A 21,880-nucleotide genomic window follows, 5' to 3' on the forward strand; every position below is an offset into this window, starting at 1 on the left:
GGATTACACATGGACATCTTCTCTAACCTCTGGCTCGGTGCCTCAACGGCCTTCATGCCGATGAACTTGTTTTACGGTTTTATCGGCTGTCTTCTCGGGACTGCGATCGGCGTACTGCCGGGCCTTGGTCCGACCGCCACAATTGCAATGCTGTTGCCGATTACCTTCGGGTTACCGCCGGAATCTGCGCTTATCATGTTGGCGGGCATATTTTACGGCGCGCAATATGGCGGATCGACAACCGCAATTCTGATCAATCTTCCAGGTGAAAGTTCTTCTGTCGTTACCGCCATTGACGGGTATCAGATGGCACGAAATGGCCGTGCGGGTGCCGCGTTGGCAACCGCAGCCCTTGGTTCATTTTTTGCCGGTTCGGTTGCGACCATCCTGCTTGCTGTAGCCGCGCCGCCACTGGCATCCGTTGCGCTCAAATTTGGGCCCGCAGAATATTTCTCGCTGATGGTGCTGGGGCTTGTCGCCTCTGTTGCACTTGCGAGCGGCTCACTGCTGAAGGCCTTTGCCATGATCGTGTTTGGTCTCGTCCTCGGCACCATCGGCACTGACGTGGAAAGCGGTACGCCACGCTACGTGTTTAATGTTCCGGAGCTTTATGACGGCCTGAATTTCGTGGCAGTCAGCATGGGAATTTTTGGAATCTGTGAAATCCTGCGCAATCTGGAAAATGAGCAGGAGCGTTCGGTCGGCGTCAAACGGGTCACAGGACTGATGCTGTCGAAGGATGATTTTCGGCGGATTTGCGCGCCGGTTCTGCGCGGCACCGCACTGGGGTCTTTTCTGGGCGTTCTTCCAGGTGGTGGCGCGATGCTTGCATCGTTTGCTTCCTATGCGGTGGAGAAACGGATTTCTCCCAACAAAGCCGAATTCGGCAAAGGCGCAATCGAAGGCGTTGCTGCCCCTGAATCTGCAAATAATGCCGGTGCGCAGACATCGTTTATTCCGATGCTTACCCTTGGCATTCCCGGAAACCCTGTTATGGCGCTGATGGTTGGTGCGATGATCATTCAGGGTATCACACCCGGACCGAATGTGATCTCGGATGAACCGGCGCTGTTCTGGGGCATGATTGTCTCAATGTGGTCGGGTAATCTCATGCTCGTCATCCTGAACCTGCCACTGATCGGGCTTTGGGTGCGCATGTTGACGGTGCCGTATCACTTGCTGTTTCCGGCGATTATCGGTTTCTGCTGTATCGGCGCCTACAGCATCAACAACAGTGTGTTTGATGTCTTTGTCATGGCTGCCTTCAGCGTTATCGGTCTTGCACTCAGCAAGATGCGCTTTGAACCGGCACCGTTGCTCCTGGGTTTTATCCTCGGACCGATGCTGGAAGAAAATCTGCGGCGAGCCATGCTGATCAGCCAGGGTGATCCGACCATCTTCGTACGCAGCCCTCTTAGTCTGTCATTGCTGGTCTTTGCCGTTGTCGTACTGGCTCTCGTATTGTCGCCGAGCATCAGTCGCAAGCGGGATGAGGCATTCACTGAATAACGGATATTATCGATCCAGCTTGGGTGCCCTGTGGCACGGGAGTATGAAATGGCAGACCGGAAAACCTACAATGAGTTGCGCTCAGCGCGCTGGATGATACCGGACGACCAACGGTCGTTCGGACACCGATCGCGCACCATGCAGATGGGTTACGCGCCGCAAGATTGGGAAGGTCGACCAATCATCGCGATCATCAACACGTGGTCGGATGCGCAGCCCTGTCACATGCATTTCCGCGAGCGCGTTGACTGGGTCAAGCGCGGCGTACTGCAATCCGGAGGTTTTCCGATGGAGTTGCCAGCGCTCTCATTGTCGGAGAATTTCGTGAAACCGACGACAATGCTTTATCGCAACATGCTTGCGATGGAGACAGAGGAATTGCTGCGTTCACATCCGGTCGACGGCGCCGTGTTGATGGGTGGTTGTGACAAGACCACGCCAGGTCTCGTCATGGGCGCCGTATCGATGGGCATTCCGTTTATCTATCTGCCTGCAGGACCGATGTTGCGTGGTAACTATGCAGGCAAGGCACTGGGTTCTGGCACGGACGGTTTCAAATATTGGGATGAGCGGCGCGCCGGAACAATTTCCCAAGAGGAATGGCAGGGCATTGAAGGTGGTATTGCCCGAAGCTATGGCCACTGCATGACAATGGGCACGGCATCAACGATGACCGCGATTGCCGAGGCTATGGGACTTACGCTTCCCGGAGCCTCGTCTATTCCAGCTGCTGACGCCAACCACCAACGCATGTCTGCCGCGTGCGGACGGCGCATTGTCGACATGGTGTGGGAAGACCTCACTCCGGACAAAATAATTACGCCAGCGGCCGTGAACAACTCAGTGACGGTCGCCATGGCAACAGGCTGTTCGACCAATGCGATCATTCATCTCATTGCAATGGCCAGGCGTGCCGGCGTTCCGCTGGAACTGGATGATCTTGATCGTATCGGTCGCACAACGCCTGTCATCGCCAACATCCGCCCATCCGGCACGACCTATCTGATGGAAGACTTTTTTTATGCTGGAGGCCTTCGCGCGCTGATGAAACAACTCGGTGACAAGCTAGACCCGAGCGCCATCTGCGTGACGGGCAAGCCTCTGGTAGAAGGGCTGGATACGGTAAAAGTCTGGAATGAGGATGTTATCCGGCCGCTGTCAAATCCTGTTTATCATGAGGGTTCGCTTGCCGTGTTAAAAGGCAATCTGTGCCCGGATGGTGCAGTCATCAAGCCGGCCGCCTGTGATCCTAAATTTCACAGGCACAAAGGGCCGGCACTTGTCGCCGACAGCTACCCCGAACTGAAGGCTATCATCGATGATCCTGATTATCCGTTGACGCCTGAGACTGTGCTGGTATTGCGCAATGCCGGACCGCAGGGTGGCCCGGGAATGCCGGAATGGGGAATGATACCCATGCCTAAGGCGCTGCTGAAACTCGGACTGAGAGACATGGTACGCATTTCGGATGCCCGCATGTCCGGCACGAGTTTTGGCGCCTGCGTGTTGCATGCCTCACCTGAAGCATTTGTTGGCGGTCCTCTGGCGCTGTTGAAAAGCGGCGACATGGTCGAGCTCGACATTCCCGCTCGCAGTCTCAACATGCTCGTCCCAGAAGCGGAGCTTGAGGCGCGCCGCGCCGCCTGGGCCGCGCCTGAGCCACGGTATGAACGCGGTTACGGCTTTATGTTCACCAAGCACATCGAGCAGGCAGACAAGGGTTGTGATTTCGATTTTCTGAAAACCGAGTTCGGCGCAAAAGTGTCCGAGCCTGCCATCAATTAAGCAACACGTATTAGGAACGAGGATAATATGAACCCCGATACCCGTGAGAAACTGATGGGCGTATCCGTTGCAACGCTTTGCTCGGCGCTCTACAAGCGCGGCTTGAAAAACCAGACTATCCAGGATGTGCGGCCAGTACGACCGAAGGGCCGCAACATGGTCGGCCCGGCATTTACGCTTCGCTATATGCCGGCGCGTGAAGATCGTAATCCGATGTCCGTGTTTCGCGACCCGAAACATCCACAACGCCATGCCATCGAGACCTGCCCGGAAGGTTCGGTACTGGTCATGGACAGTCGCAAAGACCCGCGGGCGGCTTCGGCTGGTGATATTCTGATTACAAGGTTGATGGTACGTGGCGGGGCAGGTGTGGTTACAGATGGCGGCTTTCGCGATGCAATGACGATTGGGGAACTGGACATTCCAGCCTATCACAACCGTCCATCTAGCCCGACCAATCTGACGCTGCATGAGGCAATTGATATCAACGTGCCGATTGGCTGCGGTGACGTGGCCGTTTTCCCAGGGGATATCATGGTGGGTGATGACGACAGCGTTATCGTCATACCCTCTGAAATTGCCGAGGAGATTGCTGATGAGGCAGTCGAGATGACGGCCTATGAGGATTTCGTCACTGAACGGGTCAAGGCAGGCCACACAATTATCGGTCTTTATCCAGCAACGGATGAACGTAACCTGGCCCTGTTTGCTGAATGGCGTCGAATAAATGGCAGGTGAAACGCCGTCATTACGTCCAAAGGCTGAGCTGGTCTCTGACTGCTCGCAAAGAACGGACAACACGTGGGCGTGACTTACTGGGCGCAACGAAGTTGTGTTTTCCCTAACAAGTGCTGCCGACGCAGACGACCCAGCCTGGTCGTGCCAGGTCCTGACCGTGATGGAAGTCTTATGAAATGTTGGTACTTGGTAGGTAGCCCGAACCGCTGGCGTCAACGGCGAGGGAAATGTGAGGGAACGGGATGTTGATGCCGCGCTGATCGAAAACCTGCTTGATGATTTCGTTGTAGGCTCGCCCAGTTCCCCAATGACTGCCAGCCAACGTCTTGATGCGTGCTCTGACCGTTATGAAGCTGTCGCCGAAAGCGGTGATGCCGTGCATTTCCAGGTCGTCAATCACCTTGTCTTTCCACTCCGTCTGCATCAGCAAATCAAAGGCCTCCTGCATGGCACTTTTGACGGCGCCAATGTCTTCCCTGAGCCCCACACGGATTTCCGCAACATGATAGCCAAAATCCTTCATGAGATTGGAGACAGTGTCGACCGAGGAAAATGGAATGAGGTGAAGTGTGCCATCCAGTGAACGTATGGAAACGGAGCGAATGGTAAGCCTCTCCACGGCGCCGGTCACGTTACCAAGGCTGACGATATCGCCCTCGTTCATGACATTTTCAAGTTGAATGAAGACGCCAGTAATTATGTCCTGCACGAGCTTCTGTGCACCGAAACCAATCGCAAGACCAAGTACGCCAGCGCCCGCCAAGAGTGGTGCGATGTTCACGCCAATTTGTGCCAGTGCAAGCATTGTCACCAGGATCACAAGTGCAATGTTGAAGGCGTTACGAAACAGGGAAAGTAGCGTCTTCTCGCGACTTGTCGGTATCGAACCAAATTCGGGATTGAGCCGGTATTCGATCCATGATGACATAGCCAAATAGGCTAGAAAGCCAAGCAAAAGGATGACCAGTGCGGCAATGGTTGATGTTGTGAAGCGTTGGCCGGTCTCCGATGCCAACCAGCCTAGAAAATCGATCAATCCCCAGGACTGAGCCACCGCGATCAGAACCCCGGCCGACACCAGAGAGCGGACGATCTGCATCATCAGCGGAACGAAGGCTTGTAGCCTCGCCTGAAGCATTGGCAGACGAAGCCGTACGTCGTCCGGCAGTCGAAGGCCAGCATTTGCAAAGCGCGCCACGAACGCGATCACCAAGCCCCCAAAAATGAATGCAAGGATCGATTTAACCGTTGCTGCCACCATGAAGGGCAGCGCAATTGCCGGATTGACGAGCCAAACGATAAGAGCCGAGACGACATACGCGATTGCAAGAAGGTGCCATATGCCGGCCAAAAAAGCTCCGCTACGACTGATGAAGTCGACACGACCGCTTGCCGCTCTCGCAGAGAGTGTTTGTTTCACCCGGTCACGGTTTTGTAAAATAATGATCACAGCGATGAGCAAAACTGTGAGCATTACCACGACGCGAACCACTTGCGCTGCCGTGTCAGAGGCAAGCGAGGCGATAACGGGTGCCACGAACAAGAACGTATAGCCAACGAGCGACATTATTCGCGCCAGCCAGAAATACCAATAGGCTGCAGTCGTATCGCATACAGGAGGCAGGCGAAGAGCTGGAAAGCGCGGCTGCAGCATCGTCCGCATGGCGACCTTCAGCAGTTCTACCATGAGAAATGCATTGAGAAGCAGTGTCTGGTTGATGTCCATTCGGCCCGTGCCGCCGCCAACCACCTGAAGGGCAATAATGTAGCCTGCACCCCAAGACAAAGCGATAGCCATAATGTCGATGAGCGTTGATACTGCCGTGAAGAGCACGCGCAAAGACCAGTGTCTGCCATCGGCTCGGCTTGCAAAACGGTGCTGTAGAAAATGAGTTGTCATGCGCAACACGAGATAAGACGCAAACAGCGCTGCCCCGACCAGAAGGACGTTGAGAACAAACGCCTGAAGAGTGCGATAATTCATACTGTCTGGTTCGGAGATAATCGTCGCTATGCTGGAGACACCCTCCCAAACGGCCTCGCCTCCAGCGACGATATGCTCTGCCGCCGCTTTTGTTTGTTCTGCGATCTGGCGAGCAATCGTGGGCTCACCGGGATCTGATGTGGTCGAGGCTTGGGCTGCAGCTTCACTTTTCAGGCGGCTCAACAGTGCGTGACGTGCTTCTTCGTTCTCGAGGATACGGATCAGGTCATCGACACTGCTGGCCTGCTTTGAAACGGCTTCGCTTCCGTTTTGGGCGAATGATGGGGCGGATAGCAGGATCATCGATAGAAAGAGAATGAAACTGGCAACGATATTACATGCACGCATGCTGGCTTTCGAAGTCTGGGCTGAAATAAAAAGGTTCGAATTGTCGCTGGCCGCGGACCGGACAGCATGACTGCCGCTGCTGACAAGATGAGTGTCGTGCCGGGCAGGGTTGCCGAACCTAGTTCAACACGGCCTGGAGAAACTCTCTTGTCCGCTCCTCGGTGGGATCGGTGAAGATATCTTCAGGTGCACCTTCTTCTCGAATTCTCCCGCGGTCGAAAAAACACACGCGGTCGGAGATTTCCCGCGCAAAGCGCATTTCGTGAGTTACCAGCAGCATTGTGAGATCATGTTCATCGGCAAGCTTGCCAATTACATTTAAAACTTCACCGACAAGTTCCGGATCGAGCGCTGACGTTGGTTCGTCAAACAGTAATATGCTGGGCCGCATGGCGAGCGCGCGGGCAATTCCCACGCGCTGCTTTTGTCCTCCCGAAAGCTGGCTGGGATATTTGTTGGCTTGATCAGAAAGGCCTACAAGTTCCAGCAATTCCTCTGCGCGCAACCGGGCGTCAGCTTTTGATAATCCGAGAACCTGGACTGGGGCCTCCGTTATGTTCCGCAGCACCGTCATGTGGGGAAACAGATTAAAGTGCTGAAACACCATACCAAGTTTGCTGCGCATTTTGCGAAGGTGCGCTTCGCTTGCCGTGATCAGTTCGCCACTGGCTTTTCGTTCGTGCCACAGAGGCTCGCCATCCACTGTGACGCTTCCCTCGTTAATACCTTCCAATGTCATGAGAATTCGCAGGACAGTGGATTTGCCCGAGCCCGAAGGGCCGATGATGGAGACTTTCTCACCCTTGCGGACGTTAAAGTCCAATTTGTTGAGGACGGTGAGGTCACCGAAGCGTTTTACCACCTTGTCGAACTTTACGATTGTATCAGTCATTTCAGGGGAATTCCTCGAGTGGGTAGCGAGGCGTCGACAAGGCGAACCCCGGCAGACGCAATGATGGTCATGATGAGATAAATGAGACCGACCATCGACAGTGGGATAAGGTAGTCGAACGTGCGGTCTCCAACTATTTTGGCGACGTTCAACATTTCCAGAACGGTTACTACCGAGAGGACGGGAACGTCCTTCATGATGGAAACGAGATAGTTTCCCATGGCCGGAATGATGCGCGGCACCGCTTGCGGCAATATGATGTGGCTGAACGTGCGTCGGGAACTCAGATTAAGCGCACGCGCCGCTTCGCGCTGGTCCCTCCCAACAGCTTCCAGACCAGCGCGATAGACCTCGGCCGTATAGGCACTGTACTGAATGCCAAGGGCCAGGGCACCGGTCATGAATGCCGGCAGAACTATGCCGTGTTCCGGCAGCACATAGTAGAGAAAGAACAACTGCACGAGCAATGGCGTGTCGCGTATGAACTCGGTAACTGCCTTGGCGGGCCAGGAGATGAAACGCGACGATGCATTCTTGAGAACTGCCCACACCAGACCAAGCACCAGTGCTACGACAAAACCTAACACAGCTGCCTGGATTGTGACCACAAGGCCATTGAGCAAGATCGGCAGGATGGAAGCCGCAAACGCAGAGGGACTGGACAGGTCCCATTCATAACCGAAGAGCATCGATCAGCTCCTTCCTGTGCGCCAGCGGCTCACATAGAGTTCCACACTGTGCATGATCGCCGTGAGGACCAGGGCCATCCCGAAATAGGCAAACAAAAGCATTGTGTAGATCGTCGTGCTGTCCTGGGTGAAATTACGGATCTGTTCGGCGCGAAAAGCCAAGTCGCCGAGGCTTATGAGCGAAACCAGTGCTGTGTCTTTTAGGTTTTGCACTGCGAGATTTCCGAAGGAAGGCATCATTTCCGGCAGCGCCTGGGGTATAATGACTGTCAATAATGTCTGGCGCGGCGTAAAATTGAGCGCTCGCGCAGCTTCATGCTGATCCCGGTGCACGGCCACGATAGCACCACGCACGACTTCGGCTCCGTAGGCGCCTATGTTCAAACCGAGCGCCAGAACACCAGCGAGTATGGGGGGCAGGCGCAAATCAATTCCGATTGCCATACCTGCAAGCGGCAGCGCGAAATATAGCCAGAATAATTGCACCAAGAGCGAGGTGCCGCGAAATATCTCGATATAGGCAATAGATAAAACCCTGACGGTCACAAACCTGCTCAGTTTTCCGATTCCTGCCAGAAATGCGAGGATTGCACCCAGCACGGTGGAATAAACGGTCAACTGAATTGTAACCCAGGCTCCCTCGAGAAGCGGTCCGAAATATTCGGTCCAATGCATCGAATGATCCTTAGACTAAGATTTTTTGGCCCCGGAAGTTGAGCTTCCGAGGCGCTTTAACAGGATTAGTTTGACACAGAGCAGAGTTCCTGTGTGCTGCGTTTGAGTGAGCCATCCAGATCGGATTGAGTGAAACCATAGGAGGTGACGATCTCCGCCCAGTCTTCAGTCTTCTTGATGTCAACAAGCGCCTGATTGACGGCATCACGCAATGTCACGTTGTCTTTTGCAAAGGTAAACCCGCCCCAGCTGCGCACGGCCTCTCCGTCAACAACCGGGTCAGTAAAGTTTTCTGCAAGTTCGACGCCATTATTCTGCTCAGCCAGGTTGCCGACCGTAAGACTTGTCGCGGCATATGCGTCGGCGCGTCCTGTGGATACAGTCGATATGGCGTCTGCGTTGGCCGAGATGGTGACAAGGTTGGCTTCGTCCACGCCAAGTTTCTGCATCATCTCAAGCTGGTCAGCGCCAGCCATAATTGCCACTTTCAGATCGCCGTTTTTGGCAAAGTCCTCGAAAGCATGAATGTTCTTTGGATTGCCACTGGCGACCAAAAGACCTTCGCCGTAAGACGTGTTCGGATCGGAAAAAAGGACCTGGTTGCACCGGTCTGGCAAGATTGCCATTTCTGCGGCGACCATATCAAACCGGTTCGCCTGCAAACCGGGAATAAGAGACGAGAAGTTGGTGGCAACCCATTCAATCTTTTCGACGCCCAGCTTTTCCATGATGACCTTTGCCACATCTGGACCGGCGCCTTTTGCTTCACCTGACGGGTCGACATAGCCATAAGGAATTTCATTTGCGACCGCGATACGCACGGTTCCGCTTTTTTTGATCTCTTCCAGGGTGGCGGCGTTGCCGGGATTAGCCGCCAATGCTGTCGTTGCGGCTAATGTTAGCAGGGTCAAAACTTGCTGTGAAAATTTGGTCATACACGTCTCCTGATTTCATGCCTGGATGGACAAGTGGCAAGGCTGATTTCGTCGCCGCATTTCCATCCCGCGCGGTGCGCGCGTGCCCGTAGCTGTTCCAATGTGTAAAATCTGAAAAAAGCAGATTTCCGCTTTCGATAACACGCCATTTATTTAGATTAAACAAACTAAATATCAACCACAAAAAAGCCGCAAATTAGACTTCGACTCTCTAAAATAACGCCTAAATGCCTGAATATTTAAGTTTTTATCCTCGTAGATAATTTTCAATCGTTTCTATTTTTTTGATTAGATGCGCAACAATACTTAGTCTCTCTAAGGATATGGAGGGAACGTAAATGCATTCCTATTGTCTTTGGTTCCCTCTAGAGTTACAGCGCAGTGAACCGACAGGGAAAAACGATGGAAGATCGTACCAAGCTTGCACTGACAGCAATTCGAAAAATCTTGCGCGCTTCTGAGCTTAATTCAAAAGAGCTTATGCTAGAAACCGGCCTGACGCCGTCACAACTTATCTTCATGCAGGTCTTGGACGGGCAGGGTGAACAGACCGCGGGTTACGTTGCTGCTCACATGGGGATCACTCAGGCAACGGCGACTGCTCTGCTGAAAAAGCTGGAAGCCATCGGGATGATCCATCGCCGCCGCGGCGAGCGAGATCGCAGACAAGCTCTTTTGTCGATCACAGATCACGGCCAGAAAATTTTGGCCAAAGCGCCAAATGCGGTGCATGCCGAATTCCAGAAACATTTTTCCCAGCTTAAAGATTGGGAGCAAATGACACTTGTCGCGTCGCTTGAACGGGTTGCCGATATGCTTGACCCGGATCATGACGATCCGGCCGCAGTGTTTGACCATATGGTGCATTTATCTGGCGAACCATAATTCGCTATTCGGCATTGGCCCGTCCCGGTTCCGTGGGGCTCGTGCATATAAGGTCTGGTCTCCAAAAAATCGGCCAGGCGCGGTAGCGAGCAGGTGTGCGAAGATGTCTTCCGGCCAACAGGCTGACATTACGTATTTTTACGCTGTGGGCAGAATGGTCGCGAAGCGTGACGCGCGTGGCTTCGTTGCCATCATTATGGATGGTTCTGTAACGACCGTTTCGACGAGTACGAGTACATGCACAGGCGTCACGACAGGCAATGCTGGCATGATGGCGCTTGCTGCTTGCAGCTCGTTGCAGCCACTGTAATCCTAAACCTTGCTCCTGCATGGGCAAGCCAGGACATCAGCGGGTGTGAAGCCAGAAAACCCTTGGGTGCGCCATCTGGTGTCCACGGTGCAACGGTTTTGCCAGGCGTGACAGGGATTATTCTCGGCTTCAGTCGCAGATCGCTTCCACCTCGATCTCAACCTCGTAATCCCCGATCAGATTGCCGGCCTCAATCAGTGTATTGGCCGGCAGGACCAATGAAAAGGCACGGCCATGAGCCCGGGAAACTGGTTCCCACTGATTAGCATCGCGCAAGTAGATTCGGGTTCGTACAACATCCTCCATGCTGCCGCCCAGCGCTGAGATGGATGCTGCGATCTTATCAAGAATGTAGGTGGCCTGGGCGCCAGCATTTTTGGGCGCAACACATCGGTCCGCGCCATGGGTCGCTGTTGTGCCGGAGACGAGGATGCGATTGCCAATCCGGACCGCGCGGCTATATCCAGCGATCGGCTCCCAGATGCTGCCCGACGATACACGCGAACGACCAGGTCGGCCGGGGACGGGGACTGCGGTATAGATAGACGGGATGGCGTCCAGATGGTGACTGAGATCGCCAGATGCCGTCAGGAACGGCGGTTTGCGGTATTCATCGCCGCAGTCACCAGGAATGGAATGTGTTTTTGCAAAAGCTGCGTTAAGGGCCGCATGGTCCTCACCATCCAGCGCGAAGGAAAATACCTTCAGATTATCATCACGATGCTCGTTTTCTCCGATCCGCGCGCCGACGATAGCAGCGGCGACAGCATTATGTTCGAGGACCCACCGGCTGGCGACATTGGAGATCGAGACACTGTGCTTGACCGCGATACCGGAAGCCGCCCGCAAAATGCCTTGAAACGCGTCCCACCCGCCGGCGGTGTCAATGAAGCGCTTATACTTCGAGCGGCTCCAGTCGGGGATGTTGACGGGCTCGGGCCGGTCGAGCCATTTTTCGGAGAGAAAACCGCCGCACAGTGTGCCATAGGCCAGCAGCTTGACACCGCTTTTGGCGCAGAGATCGGACAACGCTCCGGCCGCCCGGCGATCAACGAGAGAGAACGAGACCTGATTGGTGGCGATCTCTATACCATCGGCCAAGGCCAGCGCCAGATGTCCGGCGTCGAAATTGGTCAGTCCTAACGCGCCGATCAGGCCCTCTTCGCGAAGGCGCTGCATTTCGTGAAGGGCGTCGAGCCATGCGGGGTGCTCAAAACTCCACCAGTGAAACTGAAGCAGATCGATCCTGTCGACCCCTAGTCGGCTCAGCCGTTCCTCAACGCCGCGACGCACGACATCCGCAGTCATCGGGCCGGGCTCAGGGCACCACTTGGTAAAAGCGACTGGTCTGGCGTTGCTGTCATAACGCGCCAAAAGACGTCCGGTGATCACTTCGGCCGAGCCATAATGATCTGCCATATCGAATGTGTCGAAGCCGTCGCGCGTGTAGGCTTGAAGTGCATCGGCGCCCTTGTCCGGGTCGATTACCGTGCCGTTCTTTTCGATATCGGCAACCTGCCAGAGCCCGCAGACAAGACGGCTGATTGAGAGGTCCTTGGTGATCGCGATGCGATCGGGCCGCTTTGCCATGGGTCTATTCCTTAGATTTTGCCGCGCGCTTGCGCGTGAGAGATGCGATTGTGTTCAACGCGCCGAGAATGCCGCGAGGGCGCAGGAGCAGGATTAGGCAAAGACCTACCCCGATCATGACAATCTGCAGTGATGCAGCGCGCGCCTGCTGCTCCGGCGGGACGAAAGCGGAAACAGTTGCGGCCGACAGCGCCCAGAGGCCCCAAACGATTACCGCGCCGAGAATGGCGCCGCGATTGTTGCCGGAGCCACCGACTATCAGCATTGCCCAGACCTGGAAGGTCAGAATCGGCAGATAGTTGTCGGGTGCGATGAAGCCGATGAAATGCCCTTGTGCGGCACCCGCCAGTCCCATGATGGCACCGCCGATGGTAAAGGCCTGTAGCCGGAAGCGCATCGGGCGCTTGCCCAGCGCCTGCGCGGCAGCTTCATCCTCTCGGATAGCCCTTAGCACGCGCCCCCACGGGCTTTTGGCCAGATGCTGGAGCGCAAGGTACAGCGCCAGTACGATGGCTGCCATCAGCGCAAGATTAGAAAGGCCAAAGGCAAGCGGATCGCCGGCCAGATCGCCAAACGGACGCGGAATGAAACCGATACCGAAAGCGCCGCCTGTAAGCGGCTGCAGGTTGAGCACGCAAAGCTGGACTGTGACGGCCACACCGAAAGTGGCGATTGCCAGATAGTCGGACCGGAGCCGGATGGTAAGCGCTCCGACCAGCCAGGCGGCTAGGCCTGCGAAAAGCGCGCCTCCGATCCAGCCGATGGGGATTGGCAGGTCGAAGCCGCCGACACGACCGGCAGCATCAGGCGTGGTCAGCAGGGCTGAGACATAGGCGCCGATGGCCACAAAGGCGGCGATGCCGACGTTGAACAAACCCGTCTGGCCCCACTGCACATTGAGACCGAGGCACATGATGGCATAGGTCAGTGCCATCGTGAGGAAGAAGGCGGCATAGGCAATCAGGTCCAGGCTCATGTCGCCCTCCCGAACAGTCCGCGTGGACGCAGAAGAAGAACCGCAACAAGGATGACGAAGGAGACCGCAGCGCGCCATTCCGCGCCGATCATTTGCACGGCCGCAGCCTCTGAAAGCCCGACGATCAATCCTGCGATCATGGCGCCGGGCACGCTACCGATGCCGCCGAGGATCGCGGCGGCAAACAATGGTAGCAACAGGTCATGACCCAGATAGGGCCGTATCTGAACCAGCAGCCCGGTCATGACGCCCGCGATGCAGGCGAGTGCTGCACCAACGAACCACACCCAGCGAATTACCCGGCGCACATCTACGCCGGCAATTCCCGCTAGTGCCGTGTTTTCGCTCACAGCCCGCATTGAGCGGCCGATATCAGTTCGGGTCATCAGCAGGTGGATGGCGATGACGGCAACGAAAGAGACGCCGAGCGATAGAAGCTGATCGGGCGTTGCGCGCAGTTTGCCAATGATCGGAACAGCGATTTGCAGTGCCTTGGTGTAATAGGCAGGTTTCGAGGTGAATATGAACTCAAGCAGGCTGCGCAGGGCAAGCGAGGCGCCAAAACTTGCCATCACCAGAATGATAACAGCGCTGCCGCGCGCCCTCAGGCGGCCGAACAATACCGCGTCCACGGCGAGTGCCAAAGCACCTGTGAGGATGATTGCGAGCACGGTTGAAAGCGGCAGAGACCAGCCGAAGGAGAAGGGGCCGACAGGCTTTGTCAGCGTGGAGAAGAGCAGGCCCAGGCCACCGCTCACTGCGAGTGCCAGATAGGCCCCCCAGGAGAGAAGCTCGCCATGGGCAAAATTGGCAAAGCGCAGAATCGAGTAGGTCAGCGTGACGCCGATGGCGCCCAGGCCAATCATCGCGCCGGCAATCAGCCCATCGATCAGGAATTGTGGGTTCATGGCTGCGGCACCTCATGTTGCTGCGATGTGCCGAGATAGAGCTTGGCGATCAGAGGATCGCCAAGTAGGGTTGATGCATCTCCTTCATGGCGGATTTTACCTTCGACGAGAATGACAGCGCGGTTGGCAATCGAAAGGGCGGCCTTGACGTTCTGCTCAACCAGAATGACGGTGACGCCGTCGGAATTGATTTCCTGCAGCATCGCAAAGACTTCCGCCACGATCTTCGGCGAAAGACCGGCCGATGGTTCGTCGAGAATGAGGACTGGAGGATCGACAATCAGCGCTCTGGCGACCGCAAGCATCTGGCGTTGTCCGCCGGAAAGCGCTCCCGCCAGCCGCGATGGTTTTGTCATCAGATCGGGAAAGCGATGGTACAGAGCAGCGATTTTTTCAGCGCGGATGGGCTTTGGCAGGACGGCGGCGGCAAGCTGGAGGTTTTCGTGAATGGTAAGCGTTGCGAAGATGTTTTCCGTTTGGGGTACGAAGGCGAGGCCCTTGCCGATCTTGCGGTGGGTAGTAACGCGCGTAATGTCGCTCTCCCCCAGGAAGACGCTGCCGGAATGCACGGGTACGACACCGGCAATCGCCTTGACGAATGTCGACTTGCCTGCCCCATTGGGTCCGAGAAGCACCAGCAGCTCCCCGGGCGCGACTGATAGGTCGACACCGCGCACGATCGGCAGGTCTGGTTCATACCCTGCGACGAGCGCTTGGGTGCGAAGCGCGGGCGCCGTCATGCTGCAATCCCGAGATAGGCATTGATCACGTCGGCATTGGCAGCCACTTCGGCAGGCGTGCCTTCGGCCAGAGGTTTGCCGAGCGCCATGGCAACAACGCGAGAGCATAGCCGCGAAATCATGTCCATGTTGTGCTCGATCAGCAGTATGGACTTGCCCTGCCTGTTGAGATCGATAACCCGCTCCATGATGGTTTCGAGCAGGGCTGGGTTGACGCCCGCTGCAGGTTCGTCAAGCAGGATTGCCTGCGGGTCGGCCATTAGGATACGTGCCAGTTCCAAAAGCTTGCGCTGGCCACCTGAGAGGACTTTTGCCGGTTGGGCCTCAAGGCCTGACAGCGTAACAAACTCCAGCAGGCCCCGTGCTTTTTCGATCACTAGTTTCTCCTGGTTTCGGACATGACCGAACCGCAGGAAATTCGCGAAAAGCCGCTCGCCATCCTGGGCTTGGGCGCCGGTCATAACGTTTTCCAGCACAGTCATTTCGAGAAAGGGCTTTGGGATCTGGAAGGTGCGCCCGACACCGCGGCCGATGCGCTGTTCAGGGCTCTCTTGGGAGACGTCGAGGCCGCCAATCCAGATTTCTCCCGATGTCGGTCTTAGACTGCCAGCAATCAGATTGAAAAGCGTTGTCTTACCGGCTCCATTTGGACCGATCAGTCCCAACATTTCGCCAGCTGCGAGTTTTAGCGACATGCCCTCGACGGCCGTATGGCCTTCGAAACGCTTCACGAGGTCGCGTGCATCGATCACGGCCCGCAGATCGGGAGCATTGGTCACGGGGGCTGATGACGCGGAAGAGTGCATGAACGAAAGAAGTCTCTTGATTTGATCGGTGATGTTTGATCAAACTTTACCTCATGAAGAAAATCAACCCACAAAAAGTTGTTTCAGGCGATGCAAATGGGACGGTAATCGAGATGAGTATTGTTTCTGAGGCCAGCAGCTTTGATCGCGGTGATGCACTTGCGCCGGTTGGTCGCGAGACGCTGCAAGATCGCGTCTACACGCAGCTGCGCAATTCGCTGATCAATGGCATGTTCGATGCTGGCGACATCTTGCGCATTGTCGATCTTGCTGAACGGTTGCAGACCAGCACCATGCCAGTGCGCGAGGCGCTGGGTCGGCTCGTGTCGGAGCAGGCGCTTGAATCTTTGCCAAACCGGTCGGTGCGCGTACCGCTTATCACTCGCAGTCGCCTCGATGACCTTGCCCGGGCACGCATTCTGATCGAGGGACAAATGGTCGCTCTCGCATTGCCAAACTTGACAGCCGACGACTTCGCCGTCCTCAAGCAGATCAATGTCGATTGCGATCTGGCTTTCGAGCAGCACGGCAAGGATATCGGCCACGTCACCTCTGCGCTGAACCAGCGCTTTCACTTCCACATCTATCAGGCCGCACGCTCGCCGGTGCTAATCCCGATCGTTGAAAGCCTCTGGCTTCAGTCGGGGGCGATCATCCGCAAGGCAGCGCATATCCATGATGAACAGGGCGGACTGGCGGCGACCAACCACCACTGGTCCATGATCGATGCGCTGGAAAGACGCGATGTTGAAGGGGCGACGCAATCGCTCACCAACGACATCAGCCGATCTTTCGATCTGATCCGCGGGCGACTGGAAGACGAGGTAGAGAAAGGGCACAACCATGGCTGATCCGTTGGATGACGGTTTTGACCTTTTCGACCTGCGCATCGATGTGGTCTTTCCCGAAGGCGGGGCTGTCTATTGTGGAGCAAAGCCCGGTGATCACTTCGAACTGCATGGCGAGATGCTGCACCTGCCGCCCGGTCAGGGCATCTCCATTTACTCGCTGGCATCCGTTTTGCCCCTGCTGGCCGCAAAGCAGCGTGCGACCCATCGCAACGACTGGATGACGACGGATACCGAAATCGCTTGCCCCGATCCGAATTGTTCCACCCGGTTAAGGATCACCCGTACGGGTCTCCGCCGTTTCAGCCACGCCGCGACGACAGCGGTTCCCTTGATAGCAGAATAGGCCAGTAGACATGCAACGCATCACCATCGCCCCCGGTTATGAAATATCCCGCGTCATCCGTGGCGGCTGGCAGTTGGCGGGCGGGCATGGCGCGGTTGATACCGAAAGTGCGATCGATGACATGATCGCTTTTGCCGATGCAGGCATCACCACATTTGATTGCGCCGACATCTATACTGGCGTTGAAGAGCTGATTGGCCGCTTTCGTCTGGCCTATGGTAACCAGCGCGGTAGCGAGGCGCTGTCGCGCATACGGGTGCACACCAAGTTCGTTCCTGATCTGGCAGTCTTGCCCGCCATCACAAAGGCATATGTCGAGGGCGTCATAGATACTTCGCGCAAGCGCCTCAATCTTGATTGCCTTGATCTCGTCCAGTTCCACTGGTGGGCGTACGATATTCCAGGCTGGCAGGAGACAGCTGGCTGGCTGAAGGAACTGCAGCAGGCCGGCAAGATCGGCAAGGTCAGTGCTACCAATTTCGATACCGATCATATCGAGGCGATCGTTGCATCTGGCGTGTCGTTCACTTCACTTCAGCTGCAATATTCGTTGCTCGATCTTCGCCCGGAAAAGCGAATGGTGGAGCTCGCTGCCGATAAGGATTTTTCGCTGTTCTGCTACGGCACGGTGGCCGGCGGCTTTCTAGGTGATCGTTGGCTGGGCCAGCCAGAGCCCGAACATCCGCTCGAAAACCGTTCGCTCACCAAATACAAGCTGATTATCGACGATTTCGGCGGCTGGGAGCTGTTCCAGGCGCTGTTGTCGACACTCCGCAAGATCGCTGACCGGCATGATGTGGATATCGCGACCATCGCCAGTGCAGCCATGCTGACCAAGCCCGGCGTGGCCGCTGTGATTGTTGGTGCGCGCAACCGCGACCACCTGCCGTCCAATCTCGCCATCGCAAATGTCAAACTCACCGACACAGACCTGGCAGAGATCGAGTTGATCCTGCGACAAGGCAAAGAGCTCGAGGGTGACGTCTATACGCTGGAGCGGGACCGGGAGGGCCGTCACGGCAGCATCATGAAATACAATCTCAATAAAGGGGAATAAAAATGGGAACGAAATTTCTGCTTTCAGCCATTGTTGCAGCACTGGCGACGTCCACGGCACCAGCGTTCGCAGCCGATTGCGATATCACCGTTGGCCTCGTCATGGAGTTGACAGGGCCTGCTGGCGAATACGGTCAGGCAGGGGCGAAATCTGTCGAGATGGCTTTCCGTGACTTCAACGATGCCGGTGGCGTCGATGGCTGCAAGGTGGTGGCCGATACGCGAGACAGCCAGAGCCAGGGCAACGTCGCCGTTGATCAGGCAACGCAGCTTGTCAACATCAAGAAGGTGCCGGTGATCATCGGGGGTATCATCTCGTCGGTGTCGATCCCGATTTTGACCTCGGTCACAGCTCCGGCCAAGGTCGTGCAGGTTTCGCCTGCCTCGTCCTCACCGACGCTCACCGAGCTTGGCCGACAAGGCAAGACCAATGGTGTGTTTTTCCGCACAATCACCTCTGACGCGCTGCAGGGCACTGCGGCTGCCAAGTATGCGATGGATCAAGGTCTGAAGAAGATCGCCATTATCAACGTCAACAACGATTTCGGCGTCAACATGGTGAAAGAGTTCACCACTGCCTACACGAAACTCGGCGGCACCATCACCTCTACGACGCCTTACAACGAAAAGCAGTCGAGCTATGCTTCTGAAGCCAGTGCTGCGATGGCGGGCGAGCCGGATGCGCTTTATCTTGTCAGCACGCCGGTTGATGGGGCAACGATTGCACGCGCCTGGATTTCCGGTGGCGGCAAGCAGACCTTTCTCTTAAACGACGGCATGAATTCCAAGGACTTCGTTGAAAGCGTGGGCGCGCAATATCTCGAAAATGCCTACGGCACGTCTTCTGGCACAAGCCCTACGGCATCGACGGAGTATTTCAACAGCAATTACGAAGCCTTCTCTGGCGGTATATCCCCATCTGCTCCTGCAGCTGATCGTTCCTATGATGCCGGGGCGATCGTGGCGCTGGCTATTGCCAAGGCAGGCAAGTCGGATGCCGCTGCCATCAAGGCTGCGGTGCCGGAGGTTGTGGCCGATGGAGGGACACCGATTCATGCCGGCAAGGAGGAATTTGCCAAGGCGCTGCAGCTTATAAAGGACGGCAAGCCGATAAAGTATGAGGGGGTTATCGGTCCCGTCAGCTTCGACCAGTATGGCGATATCACAGGCCCGTTCCGCCTTTGGAAAATCACCAATGGCGAAGTGACGACAGTCGGAGAGTTGAGCGCAGAAGAGGTCACAAAGATCAAAGCGTCGAATTGATCACTTGGGCGGGCTTGGCATAATTGTTTCAAGCCCGCACTCAAACCACCTCTCGACTGGCACCAGCACCTCGTCTGCACGACGTCTCTCGAGAGTTTGCCAACTTGAAGCCAAAGTCCGCGCGACACGCAACAGAACTGCAGTTTGATCAACGATACTCGCGCTTGGGTCAGCGCAATCGCATAAGAAGACGGCGTGCTTTACAAGTAAATATGCCACCCCAGTCGGACGTCTGGCATTCGCGGCTGCGCGCATGGATTGCTTTGGCGGGGGTATCCACAGCGAATCTGCGCTGAAGGGACGAGTGACCCCTGGCTAAGTTGTAGGCGTTCCGGTTTGTGCTGAAGAAAAGTGAACGCCGTGACAAACTGCGTTTGTAATCGGGAACAATTTTTCCGCAAAGGCATTTGCGCCTGCAAGATAATCGGGCCGTCGATACCATGCGTGAACTTCTCACAAGCTTGCTTCTTGTCTCCTGCCTTCTTCCAATGACTGCTGGCGCTATGAAGGTGTCATCTCATATAATGCAGTTTTCGAAACCGCATGCTTTTACAAATCTTGACGATGAACCGCTTTGGACATCGCAGGTAAGGCGCGTTGATCTCACCGACCAATCATATGAGCGACTCCCAGCTCGCGTTTCTTCTTTTGCTATGATCGCCGACGCAAAACCTGCTGGCAGCGCAAAAGCTGTCAATCGCTTTTCCATACCTGTACAATTGGCAAACGAAGGCGAATTATCGAGTGCGTCGCCGGTCAAAGCGCAGAATGTAGATCCCGGAGGATGGTGCAGTTCGCGCTATCGCTCTTACGATTCTGGCAGCAATACCTACCAGCCATACGGGGGAGGACCTCGCCGCACCTGCGTACCTCCGGCCGAAATGCAGGCACCTGAGCACCTAGCAGGTGTTCAAAATACAATAGATCTGGACGCAAATGCCCAGTGGTGTATGGAGCGATATAGTTCCTATCGGGTTGAGGACAACACATACCAGCCTTTTACAGGAACTCGGAAACAGTGTCTTGGGCCCGGGTCGCAGTCCGCCAGCAACGCTTTAGGCAACTCTTCCGTTGCACAGTTCTGACAGCCTTCCTATTCAACAAGGTTTTACGCAGGGACCAGTCGCTAAGAGCGAAACGCTGATCGTAGGGTGGGCATCAGCCTCCTGTACAAGTGCCAATGCCTGCTTTCCGAGGTGACATCGACCGGGTGTTTTAGTGCCGCCATTTCTGCAGTCAGCTGTGAAAAACGTTCCGCTGCCACCCATGCTCTACAGCGCCATCCAAGAGGGCCGCTATTTCGACTGTAGCGTATTACCTGTATATCGAAACAAACAATCTATGTGAGCAGCCGATCATCCAGTCTCGACGACAACGAAGGACTGGCTCATGAAATCTATCGGATACAAAACCCGCATCTGCGTGGCTGGGGCTGGCGCTATTGGCATTACGCTCGCGGCCAGATTGATAATTGGTGGACATAACGTTGGACTGATCGCCAAACAAGAAAGCGTTGATTTCATTCGCGAGAATGGTTTGCGCCTTGACGACACTGAAGGGCGTCACGAACTTGAGGTAGATATAGGGGTCGCGGCAGATTTTCACAGAACCGACCTTCTTTTCCTTTGCTCGAAGTCGCATGATCTACCTGCCCTTGCGCAGTCAATTGCTCATCTCATTGGGCCTGATACGACGGTGGTTCCTGTCATCAATGGGATACCGTGGTGGTATTTCGATGGGATAGATGGTGCGCGCGAAGGAAAGACCATATTTTCGGTCGATCCGGAAAACGTCCTAAAGAAGATAATTCCTTCTCATCAAGTTATTGGCACCACCACGGTCATGACGGCTCAACGTATTGATCGTGGCTCGGCGGTCACATTCAATCCACTCCAGATGACGATAGGTGAGCTGAACAACCGTAGAAGTTGGCGGCTTGAAGCTATTGCCGAGATCCTGCGGCAATCTGGAATTACAACGAATATTGCGCCGCGAATACGAGATTCTGTCTGGACCAAAGTGACGAGAAATCTGATTTCCAACCCACTTACCGCGATAACTGGTGCCACGTTAAGAGAAAATTTTGGAGATCCCTATCTTTCAGACATCAGCCGCAAAATGCTCTATGAAGTCCTCCCTGTTGTCAGCGCGTACGAAGCTAAACTCGAGGTCGAACCGGAGGCCATACTTGAGATGGGGAAAAGCATGGGCGATGTAAAAACGTCGATGTTGCAGGACTACGAACGGGGTCAACGTCTCGAATTATCAAGCATTTGCGACGCCGTTCTTGAGTTGGCGGCCCTGGAGCGAATTTCGATGCCCGTTGTTCAGACGATTTCCAACGTTGCGCGTTTCCGCAACGTTCAGCACGGTAGAGTCACCGCTGCACAACCTGTCGCAGCACTGAATGGTGGGTCTGGGCAACTGGAACTCTCGCACAATCCATAATATCCTCTGCAGCCGCCACGCTCCTTTTATTGTCGGTGTGTGGCTGTTTGTCAGCAGGAGGCGACCGGGCAGGTTGGGAGCGCCTTCAACTTGAGCGGAACGATAGGTATGTTTTGGGCGGATTTATTCGCTAAAAGACTATGCTCCAT

General features: G+C 55.5%; 21 protein-coding genes. 11 read left to right on the forward strand and 10 right to left on the reverse strand.

Annotated features, from left to right (window positions below; genetic code table 11):
* The first annotated feature begins 9 nt into the window (after positions 1-9).
* From PYL13_RS23490 to PYL13_RS23500, 3 genes are read left to right on the forward strand one after another with little or no spacing between them, the layout of a single operon-like run.
* Positions 10-1,509, forward strand: a complete 1,500-nt coding sequence (locus PYL13_RS23490; RefSeq protein ID WP_192490131.1) for a tripartite tricarboxylate transporter permease — start codon at positions 10-12, stop codon at positions 1,507-1,509.
* Positions 1,510-1,557: 48 nt separating this feature from the next.
* Positions 1,558-3,294 carry an L-arabinonate dehydratase gene (gene araD / locus PYL13_RS23495; protein ID WP_275643483.1) on the forward strand — a complete coding sequence of 579 codons (1,737 nt, stop codon included), beginning with the start codon at positions 1,558-1,560 and terminating at the stop codon, positions 3,292-3,294.
* A gap of 27 nt (positions 3,295-3,321) precedes the next feature.
* Positions 3,322-4,032, forward strand: coding sequence for a ribonuclease activity regulator RraA (locus PYL13_RS23500; protein ID WP_275643484.1), 711 nt, complete (start codon positions 3,322-3,324; stop codon positions 4,030-4,032).
* A gap of 169 nt (positions 4,033-4,201) precedes the next feature.
* On the opposite strand, the gene PYL13_RS23505 is transcribed toward PYL13_RS23500, so the two are convergent.
* The 5 genes from PYL13_RS23505 to ehuB all read right to left on the reverse strand — a co-directional run bounded on the left by PYL13_RS23505 (position 4,202) and on the right by ehuB (position 9,555).
* Positions 4,202-6,364 carry a mechanosensitive ion channel domain-containing protein gene (locus PYL13_RS23505; RefSeq protein ID WP_275643485.1) on the reverse strand — a complete coding sequence of 721 codons (2,163 nt, stop codon included), beginning with the start codon at positions 6,362-6,364 and terminating at the stop codon, positions 4,202-4,204.
* Between the two features lie 118 nt (positions 6,365-6,482).
* The gene (gene ehuA, locus PYL13_RS23510) at positions 6,483-7,256 is read right to left on the reverse strand and encodes an ectoine/hydroxyectoine ABC transporter ATP-binding protein EhuA (RefSeq protein ID WP_275643486.1); all 774 of its coding nucleotides are present in this window, start codon (positions 7,254-7,256) and stop codon (positions 6,483-6,485) included.
* Positions 7,253-7,945: an ectoine/hydroxyectoine ABC transporter permease subunit EhuD gene (gene ehuD, locus PYL13_RS23515; protein ID WP_275643487.1), complete on the reverse strand. Its 693-nt coding sequence runs from the start codon at positions 7,943-7,945 to the stop codon at positions 7,253-7,255. Before ehuD ends, ehuA begins: the two co-directional genes overlap by 4 nt.
* A gap of 3 nt (positions 7,946-7,948) precedes the next feature.
* Complete coding sequence (gene ehuC / locus PYL13_RS23520) at positions 7,949-8,620, reverse strand: ectoine/hydroxyectoine ABC transporter permease subunit EhuC (protein WP_275643488.1); 672 nt, start codon at positions 8,618-8,620, stop codon at positions 7,949-7,951.
* 65 nt (positions 8,621-8,685) lie between these two features.
* Positions 8,686-9,555: an ectoine/hydroxyectoine ABC transporter substrate-binding protein EhuB gene (gene ehuB, locus PYL13_RS23525; protein WP_192490137.1), complete on the reverse strand. Its 870-nt coding sequence runs from the start codon at positions 9,553-9,555 to the stop codon at positions 8,686-8,688.
* 402 nt (positions 9,556-9,957) lie between these two features.
* Here ehuB and PYL13_RS23530 point away from each other — a divergent pair, with 402 nt between their 5' ends.
* Both PYL13_RS23530 and PYL13_RS23535 read left to right on the forward strand, forming a co-directional pair.
* On the forward strand, positions 9,958-10,440 hold the full coding sequence (locus tag PYL13_RS23530; protein ID WP_275643489.1) for a MarR family winged helix-turn-helix transcriptional regulator: 483 nt from the start codon (positions 9,958-9,960) through the stop codon (positions 10,438-10,440).
* A 103-nt stretch (positions 10,441-10,543) separates the two neighbouring features.
* Positions 10,544-10,750, forward strand: a complete 207-nt coding sequence (locus PYL13_RS23535; protein ID WP_275643490.1) for a hypothetical protein — start codon at positions 10,544-10,546, stop codon at positions 10,748-10,750.
* 129 nt (positions 10,751-10,879) lie between these two features.
* On the opposite strand, the gene PYL13_RS23540 is transcribed toward PYL13_RS23535, so the two are convergent.
* From PYL13_RS23540 to PYL13_RS23560, 5 genes are read right to left on the reverse strand one after another with little or no spacing between them, the layout of a single operon-like run.
* Positions 10,880-12,340, reverse strand: a complete 1,461-nt coding sequence (locus tag PYL13_RS23540) for an aldo/keto reductase (RefSeq protein WP_275643491.1) — start codon at positions 12,338-12,340, stop codon at positions 10,880-10,882.
* A gap of 4 nt (positions 12,341-12,344) precedes the next feature.
* Positions 12,345-13,316, reverse strand: a complete 972-nt coding sequence (locus tag PYL13_RS23545) for a branched-chain amino acid ABC transporter permease (protein ID WP_275643492.1) — start codon at positions 13,314-13,316, stop codon at positions 12,345-12,347.
* Positions 13,313-14,224 carry a branched-chain amino acid ABC transporter permease gene (locus tag PYL13_RS23550; RefSeq protein ID WP_275643493.1) on the reverse strand — a complete coding sequence of 304 codons (912 nt, stop codon included), beginning with the start codon at positions 14,222-14,224 and terminating at the stop codon, positions 13,313-13,315. The genes PYL13_RS23545 and PYL13_RS23550 overlap by 4 nt, the downstream gene beginning before the upstream one ends.
* Positions 14,221-14,964 carry an ABC transporter ATP-binding protein gene (locus PYL13_RS23555; protein ID WP_275643494.1) on the reverse strand — a complete coding sequence of 248 codons (744 nt, stop codon included), beginning with the start codon at positions 14,962-14,964 and terminating at the stop codon, positions 14,221-14,223. The genes PYL13_RS23550 and PYL13_RS23555 overlap by 4 nt, the downstream gene beginning before the upstream one ends.
* Positions 14,961-15,770 (reverse strand): ABC transporter ATP-binding protein, encoded by an 810-nt coding sequence (locus PYL13_RS23560; RefSeq protein WP_275643495.1) that lies wholly within the window; start codon positions 15,768-15,770, stop codon positions 14,961-14,963. The genes PYL13_RS23555 and PYL13_RS23560 overlap by 4 nt, the downstream gene beginning before the upstream one ends.
* A gap of 113 nt (positions 15,771-15,883) precedes the next feature.
* On the opposite strand from PYL13_RS23560, the gene PYL13_RS23565 reads away from it, so the two are divergent.
* The 6 genes from PYL13_RS23565 (at position 15,884) to PYL13_RS23585 (ending at position 21,731) form a co-directional block, all read left to right on the forward strand.
* On the forward strand, positions 15,884-16,621 hold the full coding sequence (locus tag PYL13_RS23565; RefSeq protein WP_275643496.1) for a GntR family transcriptional regulator: 738 nt from the start codon (positions 15,884-15,886) through the stop codon (positions 16,619-16,621).
* Positions 16,614-16,964, forward strand: coding sequence for a TIGR04076 family protein (locus tag PYL13_RS23570; protein WP_250984659.1), 351 nt, complete (start codon positions 16,614-16,616; stop codon positions 16,962-16,964). The genes PYL13_RS23565 and PYL13_RS23570 overlap by 8 nt, the downstream gene beginning before the upstream one ends.
* A 10-nt stretch (positions 16,965-16,974) precedes the next feature.
* On the forward strand, positions 16,975-18,021 hold the full coding sequence (locus tag PYL13_RS23575) for an aldo/keto reductase (protein WP_275643497.1): 1,047 nt from the start codon (positions 16,975-16,977) through the stop codon (positions 18,019-18,021).
* 2 nt (positions 18,022-18,023) lie between these two features.
* Complete coding sequence (locus PYL13_RS23580; RefSeq protein ID WP_275643498.1) at positions 18,024-19,283, forward strand: ABC transporter substrate-binding protein; 1,260 nt, start codon at positions 18,024-18,026, stop codon at positions 19,281-19,283.
* 653 nt (positions 19,284-19,936) lie between these two features.
* Positions 19,937-20,368 carry a BA14K family protein gene (locus PYL13_RS27005; RefSeq protein ID WP_368077710.1) on the forward strand — a complete coding sequence of 144 codons (432 nt, stop codon included), beginning with the start codon at positions 19,937-19,939 and terminating at the stop codon, positions 20,366-20,368.
* 304 nt (positions 20,369-20,672) lie between these two features.
* Positions 20,673-21,731, forward strand: coding sequence for a ketopantoate reductase family protein (locus PYL13_RS23585; RefSeq protein ID WP_275643499.1), 1,059 nt, complete (start codon positions 20,673-20,675; stop codon positions 21,729-21,731).
* Positions 21,732-21,880 lie beyond the last annotated feature (149 nt).

It is taken from the genome of Agrobacterium sp. Azo12 (genome assembly GCF_029193765.2).
Classification (GTDB): domain Bacteria; phylum Pseudomonadota; class Alphaproteobacteria; order Rhizobiales; family Rhizobiaceae; genus Agrobacterium.